Below are 13,480 nucleotides of genomic sequence, written 5' to 3'. Positions count from 1 at the left end.
GGGCGGCAGTGAGCGAGCGGCTGATCGGGGGACGCTTCCGTGTGACGGGAGCCATCGGGGCGGGGAACATGGGGGAGGTCCACCGCGCCGAGGACCTGCACCGAACCGAAGGTGACCCCGCGCGCACCGTCGCAGTGAAGACCGTGCTCCGCCGCCGCTCCGGTGCCCTGGTCGACACCGGCCCCGAGAGCAAGGCCGTCCAGCGGTTCGCCCGCGAGGTCCGGATCATGCGTCGCCTGGACCACCCCAACCTCACGCGGCTCATCGACGGCGGTGTCGACGAGACCGACGGCGGTCGCCCCTACCTCGTCATGGAGTACCTGGACGGCGAGACCCTCCGCGACCTCATCGAGGAGGAGCGGCAGCTTCCCGTCTCCTGGGCCGTCGCGATCGGCGCGCAGATCGCCTCCGGACTCGCCGCGGCACACATGGCGGGCGTCGTCCACCGCGACCTGAAGCCCGCGAACACCATGCTGGTCACGGGCGGCACGGTGAAGGTCCTCGACTTCGGCATGGGCCGGATCGCCGACGACCCGGAGGAGACGCGTCTCACCAGCACCGGCGTCAGCGTCGGCACCGCCCGCTACATGGCTCCTGAGCAGTTCGAAGCCCGCCAGGTGACACAGGCCGCCGACCTGTACGCGCTCGGCTGTGTGCTGTACGAGATGCTGGCCGGCGTCCCGCCGTTCACCAGCGGCTCCGCGTACGAGCTGGGGCGCAAGCACGTGGAAGAGGTGCCCCCGTCCGTCCGGATCGCGCGGCCCGTCACGCCCTCCGGGCTCGTCCGCCTGGTGGACCGGCTCCTTGCGAAGGACCCCGCCGAGCGGCCCGCCGACGCGGTCGCCGTACGCGACGCCCTGCTGCCCCTGCTCGACGAGGCCTGCGCCGCGGACGGTACGGACCCCGCTGACGAGACGGCGGCGCTCCCCCACTGGGGTGCGCTCGACCCCGTCCGCACGTTCCGCCCAGCGACCGCTGCCGTGGTGACCACGGCAGCAGCGTCGGTGGTGGAGGAACGCCCGCGTGCCATCGCCGCCGCGGGGGCCGGCATGGACGTCTTCGGTGTGCATCACAAGCTCATCGAGGACTACCGCTCCTTCACCGAGGGCGGCACCGTCATCCGGGACGACCGAATCGCGGCGTTCGTCGAGGACGACCTCAACGCCAAGTCGCAGTGGCCGGATCCCTGGCTGTCCCTCAACCCGTTCTTCGCGAGCGGCGGCACGGTCGTCGAGCTGGCGGGCCAGGGTGTGCTGCACCGTGAGTGCGCCCAGATCTTCCAGTCCCGCAAGACCCCCGGCGGCACCGTGTGCGACGGGCGCCCGCTGACCCTGCACCAGCACCAGCGCGAGGCGATCGACGCCGCTGCCTCCGGCGACTCGTACGTCCTGACCACCGGCACCGGTTCTGGCAAGTCTCTCTCCTACATCGTCCCGATCGTCGACCGGGTGCTGCGGGAGCGGGAGGCCGGAGGGCCCCGGGCGGCCAAGCGCGTACGGGCGATCGTCGTGTACCCGATGAACGCGCTCGCCAACAGTCAGCTGAAGGAACTGGAGAAGTACCTCCGGGACGGCTACGGCAGCGACCACGAGCCGGTCACCTTCGCCCGCTACACCGGGCAGGAGGACGACGCGCGCCGCAAGGAGATCCGCGACAACCCGCCGGACATCCTGCTCACCAACTACGTGATGCTCGAGCTAATGCTGACCCGGCCGGCCGACCGCGCCAGCCTCATCAGCATGGCCCGCGGACTGGACTTCCTCGTCTTCGACGAGCTGCACACCTACCGCGGACGGCAGGGCGCCGACGTCGCCCTGCTGATCCGCCGGGTCCGCGAGGCCTGCCAGGCCCAGCGTCTCCAGTGCGTCGGCACCTCCGCCACCATGTCCACCGAGGGCACCGTCGACGACCAGCGCAAGGTCGTCGCCGACACCGCCACCACTCTCTTCGGTACGCCGGTCCACCCTCGGAATGTCATCGTCGAGACGCTGGTCCGGGCCACCGACGAGGCGCCGGACACCGTCGCGGCGGAGCGACTGCGCGCACCGGCGGCCCCCCGTGCTTATGCGGATCTGGTACGGGACCCGCTGGCCCGCTGGATCGAGACCCGTTTCGGCCTGGCCGTGGACGCGGGCCGGCTGGTACGCCAACAGCCCGCGAAGATCGAGGAAGCGGCCCAGGAGCTCGCGGAGGCTTCCGGGGTCGACGCCAAGGAGTGCGTGGCGGCGATCCGCGCCACCCTGGAGGCCGGGTCCGAGGCCCGGCATCCGGTGACCGAGCGGCCGCTGTTCGCCTTCCGGCTCCACCAGTTCCTCTCCAAGGGCGACACCGTGTACGTCACCCTGGAGGACAAGCTCACCCGCCACCTCACCCGCTCCTACCAGCTCGAACAGCCGAACAGCGGCGGCAAGTTGCTGATGCCGTTGGCGTTCTGCCGCGAGTGCGGCCAGGAGTACCTGACGGTCTGGCGCACCGAGAAGGACGGGGAGGTCCGCTACGAGGCACGGCGGGACACCTCCGCGACCGGCGGCCGGCAGGGTGACGGCTACCTGTACGTCGACCACGACCGCCCCTGGCCCACCGGCGTCCAGTACGCGGTGGACGACCGCCGTCTGCCGGAATCCTGGCTGGAGCTGGACGACCGGGGGCAGGAGGTCGTCAAGAGGTCGTACCGCGACCGGATGCCGCATGCCGTCACCGTGGACCCGCGGGGGAACGAGGGTCAGGGTGAGCTGCGGGCCGCGTTCATCCCGTCGCCCTTCCTGTTCTGTCTGCACTGCGGAGTGGCGTACGAGCAAACCCGCGGCAAGGACTTCGCGAAGCTGGCGACGCTGGACCAGGAGGGCCGTTCCTCGGCGACGTCGCTGATCTCCGCCTCGGTGGTCCGGTCGCTGAAGTCGGTTCCCGAGGAGTTCCTCGACAAGGAGGCGCGCAAGCTCCTCACCTTCGTCGACAATCGGCAGGACGCCTCGCTCCAGGCCGGTCACTTCAACGACTTCGTCCAGATCACGCAGTTGCGCGGGGCGTTGTACCGGGCGGCGCTCGACGCGGGCGAGGACGGCATCCACCACGAGGACCTCGCGTCCCTCGTGGGCAGCGCGCTCGGTCTCGACCCGGTCGACTACACGGGCGAGACCGATCTGGCACCGTCCCTCGCCCGCAATGCCGCCAAGACCCTTCGTGACGTGATCGCGTTCCGGCTCTATCTGGATCTGGAGCGTGGCTGGCGCATCACCATGCCCAACCTGGAGCAGACCGGCCTCCTGGAGATCGACTACGAGGACCTGGACTGGGTGGCCGCCAAGGAAGACCGGTGGGCCGGCACGCATGAGGTGCTACGCGAAGCCGATCCCGCGCTGCGCGCCGAGATCATGAAGGCGCTCCTCAACGAGATGCGCCGCTCTCTCGCCATCGACGTGTCCTACTTCCGGGAGGACTTCGACGCCCTGCAGCGGGCAAGCGAAGAGCGTCTCATCGACCCGTGGGTACTGTCCGCCTCGGACCGCCCGAAGGTCGGCACCGCCTATCCCCACCCCTCCCGCCGCGGCCTGGACCGCTCGGCGCTCTTCCTGTCCGCACGCGGCAAGTTCGGCAAGTACCTCGGCCGGGCGGACACCTCGTTCAGGAGGCTCGAAACCGACGACCTCCAGCTGGTCATCGAGAACCTCCTCAAGGTCCTCACCGCGGCGGGCCTCGTCAAGGAGGTCGCGGACGCCCCCGAGCGAGCGGGCCGCTACCGCCGCACCACCGCGCCCGTCCCGACCGGCTACCGGGTGGCGGCGCAGTCCCTGATCTGGCGTGCCGGCAAGGGTGAGACGGGTACGCACGACCCGTTGACGCGGACGTACCAGAGCGGGGACGGTCCGCGCGTCAACACCTTCTTCCGCGATCTGTACAAGGACGCGGCCGGTGCGCTGTCCGGCCTGTTCGCGCGCGAGCACACGGCACAGGTGTCGCCGCAGGAGCGGGAGGAGCGCGAGGAGGCGTTCCGCAAGGCGGAGCTGAAGCTGTTGTACTGCTCACCGACGATGGAGCTGGGCGTCGACATCTCGTCACTGAACGCGGTGATGATGCGCAACGTGCCGCCCACTCCGGCGAACTACGCCCAGCGCTCCGGCCGTGCGGGCCGCAGTGGGCAGCCCGCTCTCGTCACCACGTACTGCGCGACCGGCAACAGCCACGACCAGTACTACTTCCGTCGTTCGGAGCGGATGGTGGCGGGCACGGTCGCACCGCCCCGCCTGGATCTCGCCAACGAGGACCTGGTCCTGTCGCACCTCCAGGGGATCTGGATCGCGGAGGCCGGCCTGAAGCTGGGCCGTGCCATCCCGGAGGTGCTCGACGTGTCCTATCCGGACACCGGCGAGCGCCCTTCGCCCGCCCTGGGGCTCCATCCCGAGATCCTCGCCGCCTCTCTCGACCGGACGGCCCAGGATCGTACGGTCGATTCCGCGCAGCGCGTCCTCGGCCCGCTGCTGCGGGACTTCTCGGAGACGACCTGGTGGTACGACGAGTGGATCCAGGACCGGGTACGGACGGTTGCGGGGCGCTTCGACGAGGCGTTCGACCGCTGGCGCAAGCTCTTCAGGGCCGCGCTCGACGACCAGTACATCCAGAACAGGCGCCGCCTCGACTACAGCCTTACGGAGGGCGACCGGATCCGGGCCAACGCCCGGCGCCGTGAGGCCGAGACCCAGCTCAATCTGCTGATGAACGAGAGCGCCGACAGCAAGTCGGTCCTCTCGGACTTCAACCCGTACCGCTATCTGGCGTCCGAGGGCTTCCTGCCCGGTTACAGCTTCCCGCGTCTTCCCCTTGCCGCGTACATCCCGACCGTCGGCCGCCGGCGCGGCGACGGCGACTACCTCCAGCGGCCCCGCTTCCTCGCCATCCGCGAGTTCGGGCCGGGGGCCCTGATCTACCACGAGGGCGCCCGCTACCAGGTGACGCGGATCCAGCTCCCGCCGGACTCCTCCGGCGACCTGGCCACCAGCGAGGCCCGCCGGTGCGCACACTGCGGCTACCACCACGATCCGGAACTCCGGGCCGACCGCTGCGAGATGTGCGAGGAGCCGCTCGGCTCGGCGACGTACGGCCTGCTCCAGCTGCACACCGTGTACACGACCCGCCGGGAGCGGATCTCCTCCGACGAGGAGGAGCGGCGCCGCGCCGGCTTCAGGCTGGAGACCTCGTTCCGCTTCCACGACCGCGGTGCCCGCAAGGGCCGGCTCAACGCGGCCGTCGCCGACGCCTCGGGCGCTCCGATCGCCGAACTCACCTACGGGGATTCGGCGACGGTACGGATCACCAACACCGGCCGGGTCCGCGCCAAGAACGACGAGCCGGCGGGCTACTGGCTGGACCTGGCCGACGGCCGGTGGATGAACGACCGTGACGCGGCGGACGCATCCGGCGACTCCAGCGAGCTGCCGGTGATCGACGCGGACGGCAACGAGCGGCGCCGCAAGAAGCGCGTCATCCCGTACGTCGAGGACCGCCGCAACATCCTCGTCGTGACGCTCGACGAAGCCCTGCCCGAGCCGATCGCGCTCTCCCTCATGTACGCGCTGGAGCGGGGCATCGAGGCGGCGTTCGAACTGGAGGACGCGGAGCTCAACAGCGAGCTGCTGCCTCCGGACGACGGTCCGCGGCGCCGCATCCTGTTCACGGAGGCCGCCGAGGGCGGCGCCGGGGTGCTGCGCCGGCTCCAGGCCGAGAAGGATGCTCTGGCGAAGGCGGCCCGGCACGCGCTGGCCATCTGCCACTTCGACGAGGACGGTACGGACCTGGGCGGACCGCACCCGGACCGGCCGTGCGCTCTCGGCTGCTACGAATGCCTGCTGACATACGGCAACCAGCTCAACCATTCCCTGATCAACCGGCACACGGTACGGGAGGCGCTGGTCCGCCTGACTTCGGCGAAGGCCACGAAGGACGCGCGGGGCGAGTCACGCTCCGAGCAGTTCCGGCGACTGCTCGACCGGACACCGGAGGAGCCGACGGCGGTGGAGACCGCGGTGGCCGAGGCCATCGCCCAGGAGAACCTGGTGACCTGGCTGAGCGCGCGCGGACTCCGTCTCCCGGACGAGAAGGAGACCCTGATCACGGAGGCCAACGTCCTCGCCGACTACGTGTACCGGCTTCCGGGGGTGAACCTCGCCGTCTTCGTCGACGGCCCCGACACGGAGACGACCGCTCTGCGCGACGAGGACGCGCAGGAGCGGCTCCTGGATGCCTGCTGGGACTTCGTCCGCTTCCCGCACGACGCGGACTGGGACGAGATCGTGGCCCCGCACGCCCGCTACTTCGGCACCCCGTCCGCCAACTGACCGTTCACCACGAGGACTCGACGATCCACATGACATTCACGTACACGGCAGGATCCCTGGTGACGGCCCGCGGCCGCGAATGGGTGGTGCTCCCCGAGAGCGCGCCCGATCTGCTGGTGCTGCGTCCGCTGGGCGGCTCCGACGACGACGTCGCCGCGGTGTTCCCGGCGTTCGAGGAGGTCAAGGGGGCCGAGTTCGCGGCGCCCGCGGCCGGCGACCTCGGCGACCAGCGCGCGGCCGGGCTTCTTCGTACCGCCCTGCGGATCGGCTTCCGGTCCGGGGCGGGGCCGTTCCGCTCACTCGCCGGCATCGCGGTGGAGCCTCGCGCGTACCAGCTCGTGCCGCTCCTCATGGCGCTTCGGCACAAGACGGTCCGGATGCTGATCTCGGACGACGTCGGCATCGGCAAGACCGTCGAGGCGGGCCTGATCGCGAGCGAACTCCTCGCCCAGGGCGAGGCCACGGGCCTGGCCGTGCTCTGCTCGCCCGCGCTCGCCGAGCAGTGGCAGCAGGAGCTGCGCTCCAAGTTCGGCATCGACGCGGAGCTCGTCCTGGCCTCCACTGTCTCCCGCCTCGAACGCGATCTGGACCTGGGCCAGTCCCTCTTCGACCGGCACCCGAACGTGATCGTGTCGACCGATTTCATCAAGTCCCCGCGTCACCGGGACGACTTCGTCCGCCACTGCCCCGACCTGGTGATCGTGGACGAGGCCCACACCTGTGTGGCCGCCGACGACGTGTCGGCCGGGGCGCAGAACCAGCTCCGTTACGAGCTGCTGCGTCGGGTCGCGGAGGACGAGACCCGTCACCTGGTCCTGGTGACGGCGACGCCGCACAGCGGCAAGGAGTCCGCGTTCCGGAACCTCCTCGGCCTGGTCAAGCCGGAACTCGCCCAGGTGAACCTGGAGTCGGAGGCGGGACGCAAGCTCCTCGCCCCGCACTTCGTGGCGCGCAAGCGGGCCGACGTGCGCCAGTACCTCACCAAGGAGGACGGGCTCGGCGACGACAGCCTGGCCGAGCGGACCGCGTTCCCCTCGGACCGGTACTTCAAGGACGAGACGTACAAGCTGTCCCCCGCCTACCGAGCCCTGCTCGACGACGCCATCGCCTACGCGAGCGACCGGGTCGAAGCGGCGGGCGCCCAGGGCAAGCGGGAGGCCCGGATCGCCTGGTGGTCGGCGATCGCCCTGCTCCGTTCCCTCGTGTCCTCGCCGCGGGCGGCGTCCCAGACCCTGCGCACGCGCTCGGCCGCGGCGGTGGCCGCGTCCGCCGAGGAGGCCGACCGGCTCGGTTCCCCCCTCAACAGTGACGCCTCCGACAGCGACAGCCTGGAGGGCATGGACGTGGCCCCCGGCGCGGAGACCGACGAGGCCGGCGCCCGCCTGCAGGAGCTCGCCGACCGGGCGGCCGAGCTGGAGGGAACGGAAGAGGACCTCAAGCTCAAGGCGCTGATCAAGCACCTCAAGGCGCTGCTCGCCGACGGCTACCACCCGATCGTCTTCTGCCGCTACATCCCCACGGCCGAGTACGTGGCCGAGAAGCTCAGGGACAAGGGCGGCGTCAAGGCGACCGTCGAGGCCGTCACCGGCACGCTCTCGCCCCAGCAGCGCATCGAGCGGATCGAGAAGCTGGCCGAGCAGGCGGGCGACGACCCCGCCGCCCGCCGTGTCCTGGTCGCCACCGACTGTCTCTCCGAGGGCGTCAACCTCCAGCACTACTTCGACGCCGTCGTCCACTACGACCTCGCCTGGAATCCGACCCGCCACGACCAGCGCGAGGGCCGCGTCGACCGCTACGGCCAGCGTCGGGACGAGGTCCGCGTCATCACCCTCTACGGCGCGGACAACGGGATCGACGGCAAGGTCCTGGAGGTGCTGATCAAGAAGCACCGGCAGATCAAGAAGGACCTGGGCATCTCGGTGTCCGTTCCGGACGAGATGTCCACGGGCGTGACGGACGCGATCGTCGAGTGGCTTCTCATGCGCGGCCGGGAGGACCAGGACGCGCTGTTCGGCGCGGACGCGTTCAAGGTGAGCACGGAGCGGCTGGAGAGCGACTGGAACTCGGCCGCCGAGCGGGAGAAGGAGTCCCGCTCGCGGTTCGCCCAGCGCTCCATCCACCCCGAGGAGGTGGCCCGGGAGGTCGTCGCGATCCGCGAGGCCCTGGGCGGCGCCGGCGAGATCCGCACCTTCGTACGCCACTCCCTCCAGGCCCTCAACGCGGTCCTGCGCGACAGCGGCGAGGACTTCACCGCGCAGGTCGGCGGCACACCCGCCGGGCTGCGGGACGCACTCGCGCCGCTCGTCGGCATGGACACGGTCGACAAGGACCGGCCCATCCCCTTCCGCGCCGACCCGGCCGTGGGACGCGGTGAGGCGGCTCTGGTCCGCACCGACCCGGTGGTCGGCGCACTCGCCGCGCACGTCCTGAACACCGCCCTCGACCCGGAGGCGGACGGCGCCCGCCCGGCCCGCCGCTGCGGCGTCATCACCACGGACGCAGTGGCCACCCGGACGACGCTTCTCCTCGTCCGCTACCGCTTCCACCTCACGCTGCCCTCCCGCAGCGGCGAGAAGCAGCTCATCGCCGAGGACACCCGCCTCCTCGCCTTCCAGGGCTCTCCCAAGAAGGCGGTCTGGCTGGGACAACAGGAGGCCGTGGAGCTCCTCGACGCCTCGGCGACGGAGAACACCGCCCCCCACTTCGGCGAACGCACCATGACCAACATCCTCGACCAGCTTGCGAGCGTGGCCGACCATGTGGCGGCGTTCGGCGACGAGCTGGCCGCCGAACTCGACGCCTCGCACCGCCGGGTCCGCGCCGCGTCGGGCGAGATCGTCCGAGGCCTGACGGTCACGGCCCAGAAGCCCGCCGACATCCTCGGCACATACGTCTACCTGCCCGCTGCTCCCGCCGCCGTCGCGGCCGCTTCCGCCGGAGTGTCCGCCTGATGTCCTCCACGAACCGCAACCAGGTGTTCACCGCCGTCCACACGGTCGGCGCGCTGCTGCCGGCCGACATGCTGGTCCGCATCTCCGAGGCCAAGTCCTCCAAGGACCTGCGGGGTCTCGCCCCTTCCGACTACCGCATCGCCGGCTCGCGGTCCGTCCGCGACGAGGCCGAGCGCCACTGGGACAACCTCAAGTCACTGTGGCGCGAGCTGCGCGAGAAGCTCCCCGCCGAACCCGAGGCGTCGGTACGCGCCGACAGCACTGGCTACGCCCGCGCCAACTGGATGGAGCCCCTTTTCGAGGCCCTCGGGTTCGGTCGCCTCAACCCGGTCGGGCCGGACGGCATCGTCGCCTCCGACGGCAGCAAGACGTGGGCGGTCAGCCACCGCCGCGACAACACGCTCGTGCACATCACCGCCTGGGACACCAAGTTCGACAAGCGTCAGGGTGCGGGGGTGGCGGCACCACAGTCGCTCCTCCAGGAGGCTTTGAACCGCACGGACCCGCACATCTGGGCCCTGCTCACGAACGGCCGCAAGGTCCGCCTACTGCGCGACTCCAACGCGCTCGCCACCACGTCGTACGTCGAGTTCGACCTGGAGGCGATCTTCGACGGCGAACTGTTCAGCGAGTTCGTCCTGCTGTACCGGCTGCTGCACGCCTCCCGGTTCAGCTCCCCCGACGGCGCCCCGACGCAGTGGAACTGCTGGCTGGAAGTCTGGCGGGACGCGGCGATCCGCCTCGGCGCGCGCTTCCTGGACGACATAAGCGAAGGCGTACGGCAGGCGCTCAAGGAGCTCGGTACGGGATTCCTGAAGCATCCGGCCAACGCCGCCGCCGTACGGGACGGCGTCCAGGTCGACGCCTTCCACGGCGCCTTGCTCAGGCTGGTCTACCGTCTCCTCTTCGTCTTCGTCGCCGAGGACCGCGACGCTCTGCATCCGCCAGAGGCGACCCTGGAAGCACGCCAGCGGTACGCGGCCTACTTCTCCACCTCCCGGCTGCGCGAGCACTCCCGCCGTCGCCGTGGCACCTCGCACACGGACCGGTACCAGGCCCTTTCCCTGGTCCTGGACGCCCTCGGTGACGAGGCGGGACGTCCGGAGCTCGGTCTGCCGGGGTTGGGCGGCCTCTTCGACGCGACGGACGCGGACGCCCCTCTGCGCGGGATGAGCCTCTCCAACGAGTACCTGCTCGCCGCCATACGGCATCTCTCCGTCGTACGGGACACGGAGGCCGGCCGGTTGCGGAAGGTCGACTACCGCACCCTTGACGCCGAGGAACTGGGTGCGATCTACGAATCGCTGCTCGCCCTCGTGCCCAAGTACAGCGCCGAGAACCCCTCCTTCGAACTGGTCGTACGAGCGGGCAACGAGCGCAAGAAGACCGGCTCGTACTACACGCCGAGCTCCCTCGTCGACGTCCTCCTCGACTCGACGCTCGACCCGGTGATCGACAAGGCCCAGGAGCGTGGCGAGCGGCGGGCCGCCGAAGCCCGTCAGACGGGCGCGGAAGCGGCCGAGACGATCATCGCCGAACTGCTGACCCTGACCGTCTGCGACCCGGCCTGCGGCTCGGGCCACTTCCTGGTCTCGGCGGCACGGCGTATCGCCAAGCGGGTGGCGGCGGTACGCCACAACACGCCGGAGCCCACGCCGGAGAGCGTGCGGCACGCCCTCCACGAGGTCGTGGCGAAGTGCGTGTACGGCGTCGACCTCAACCCGATGGCCGTGGAACTGGCCAAGGTGTCCCTGTGGATGGAGGCCCTGGAACCGGGCAAGGCGCTCGGCTTCCTCGACGCGCACGTCAAGCTGGGGAACGGCCTGATCGGAGCGACGCCCGCGCTGCTGCGGGGCGGAATCCCCGAGGAGGCGTTCAAGGCGGTGGAGGGTGACGATGCCGCCGTCGCCCGCAGATGGCAGCGGGAGAACAAGGAACAGCACAAGGGCGTCTTCACGCTCGACGCCGAGGCCGACGCGTTGGTGAGCGTGACGAACGCGACGTTCGCCTCGGAGCTGCGGACCCTCGTGGACAGCTCGCCGACGGAGAAGCTGGGCCAGGTCCGGGCGCTTGCGGAGCGCTACCACCGGTGGGAGCAGTCCCCCGAGTACACCAACGCCCTGAAGATCGCCGACGCCTGGTGCGCCGCGTTCATGTGGGAGAAGACGGACACGGCCCCGGCGCCGGTCACCCAGGGCGTGTTCAAGTCGCTCCAGTCGACGGAGGGCGAGGGAGCGGGCGCGCTGAAGGAGACGCACCGCGAGATCGGACGGCTGAGCAAGGAGTACCGGTTCTTCCACTGGCACCTGGAGTTCCCGGAGATCTTCAACGTGCCGGAGGACCCGGCGGCGGAGGGGGTTGATCCGGTGACGGGGTGGGCGGGGGGCTTCAGCTGTGTGCTGGGGAATCCGCCGTGGGACAAGGTCGACTTTAAGGACCAGGAATATTTCAGCGTAGTCGAGCCTTCGCTGGCGGAGATCTCGGGCACAGCTAGGCGCACGGCGATCGCAGAATGGGCTGACCAGCATCCCGAGGAGGGCGCACGTTACTTCACAGACAAGCGCAAGGTTAAGTCGTCGTTCCTGTTCTTGGGGTCTTCGGGTGCGTATCCGCAACTGCGGAGGGGGCTCTCGATCAAGGGCGTCAACTCCCTACAGACGGATCAGCTGTTCACGGAACGGTTCGTGGCCGTGACGGCTCCCGAGGGACGTTGCGGGACGGTCGTCCCGACTGCGATCGCCACAGGCGCGGGCGCGCAGTTCCTGTTCCAGGACTTGACGCAGCGGGGTGCGGTGAAGCACCTGTACGACTTCGAGAACGGCAGGCGGGAAAGGCTCTTTCCTGCGGTCCACTCCAGCTACCAGTTCGCGCTTATCTCACTGACCGGACGCGGCATGACGGAGGAGGCTGCGCAGTTTGCGTTCTTCCTGGGCCACCCGGACGAACTCGCTCAGGGTGGAACCGTCTTCGCTCTGTCCCCCGAAGAGATCGCGCTCATCAACCCGAACACGGGTACGCTGCCGGTCTTTCGGACGCGAAGGGATGCCGACCTCACAGCCGCCATCCACCGCCGGTTCCCTGTGTTGGTCGAGGAGGGCCGCAGGGATGGCAATCCCTGGAATGTCACTTTCAAGCACCTTTTCAACCTCACTGATGACTCAGACTTGTTCCGAGATCGCTCAGCATTGGAGGCGGAAGGCTGGCAGCTAGAGGGGAACGTGTTCGCTCGCAAGGAGGAGCGACTGCAGCCGCTGTACGACGCGAAAATGGCACACCTCTTTGACCACCGCTGGAATCGCTACTACGGCCTGGGCAACGACGATTACGAGCGGGTTCCTGTAGAAACGAAAGAGGATCCTTACGGTGTAGCTGAGCCGCGTCAGTGGATCCAGAAGAGCGGACGCATCCCTACCATGCGCAAGGGAAAAGCGATCACGATCGCGGGCGTAGACCTCCGCCTGAAGGAACTGGGGTGGGAGCGAGACTGGCTGCTCGGTTGGCGCGACGTCGCCCGGACGACAGATGAGCGGACAGCCATTCCGGCGTTCCTACCGCGGGTGGCAGTAGGCAACTCCTACCCGTTGATGCTTCCCGACGTCCCCGCCGACCAGGCCGCCGCTTTGGCCTCAGCACAGAGCTCACTGGTTTTCGACTTCGTTGCCCGCCAGAAGATCAGCGGAATCCACATGGGTCTCATGACGTGGAAACAGCTCCCCGTCCCGCACCCTGACGACCTGACCCCACACACCGCCTTCATCACCCCGCGCCTACTCGAACTTGTCTACTCCTCCTGGGAGATGGAGCCCTTGGCCATCGACCTCGGCGACACCGGCGTACCCTTCGCCTGGAACGAAGACCGCCGCACCCAGATCCGCGCCGAGCTCGACGCGTACTTCTTCCACCTCTACGGAGTCTCGCGCGAGGACGCCGAGTACATCCTGGAGTCCTTCCAGACCGAGAACGGCGGGCTCAAGAACAACGAGATCGGCAAGTACGGCGAGTACCGCACCAAGCGCCTCGTTCTCGCCGAGTACGACCGCATGGCCGAGGCCGGTCTCACCATGGAGACGCCTCTGATCGACGGCAAGAACTACACGTCGACCCTCACGCCGCCCCCGGGCCAGGGGCCTCGACACGAGGCCCGGCCCGAGGCCGGCTGAGCCGTCGCCGCCAGTGCGGCTGGGCCCACCAGACGGGGGC

3 protein-coding genes are annotated in these 13,480 nt (G+C 69.6%); all 3 read left to right on the top strand.

Annotated features, from left to right (window positions below; genetic code table 11):
* Nucleotides 1-8: 8 nt before the first annotated feature.
* Genes OG580_RS27520 through OG580_RS27510 form a run of 3 tightly spaced genes read left to right on the top strand, consistent with a single transcriptional unit; the run spans nucleotide 9 to nucleotide 13,440 of the window.
* Nucleotides 9-6,329 carry a protein kinase gene (locus OG580_RS27520; RefSeq protein ID WP_267046335.1) on the top strand — a complete coding sequence of 2,107 codons (6,321 nt, stop codon included), beginning with the start codon at nucleotides 9-11 and terminating at the stop codon, nucleotides 6,327-6,329.
* A gap of 29 nt (nucleotides 6,330-6,358) precedes the next feature.
* Complete coding sequence (locus OG580_RS27515) at nucleotides 6,359-9,280, top strand: DEAD/DEAH box helicase (RefSeq protein ID WP_267046333.1); 2,922 nt, start codon at nucleotides 6,359-6,361, stop codon at nucleotides 9,278-9,280.
* Nucleotides 9,280-13,440: a DNA methyltransferase gene (locus tag OG580_RS27510; RefSeq protein WP_267046332.1), complete on the top strand. Its 4,161-nt coding sequence runs from the start codon at nucleotides 9,280-9,282 to the stop codon at nucleotides 13,438-13,440. Before OG580_RS27515 ends, OG580_RS27510 begins: the two co-directional genes overlap by 1 nt.
* Nucleotides 13,441-13,480: the final 40 nt, after the last annotated feature.

Source organism: Streptomyces sp. NBC_00094 (assembly GCF_026343125.1).
Lineage (GTDB): Bacteria > Actinomycetota > Actinomycetes > Streptomycetales > Streptomycetaceae > Streptomyces.
Note: the sequence above shows the minus strand (reverse complement) of the source record. Positions and strands in the feature narration are given on the sequence as shown.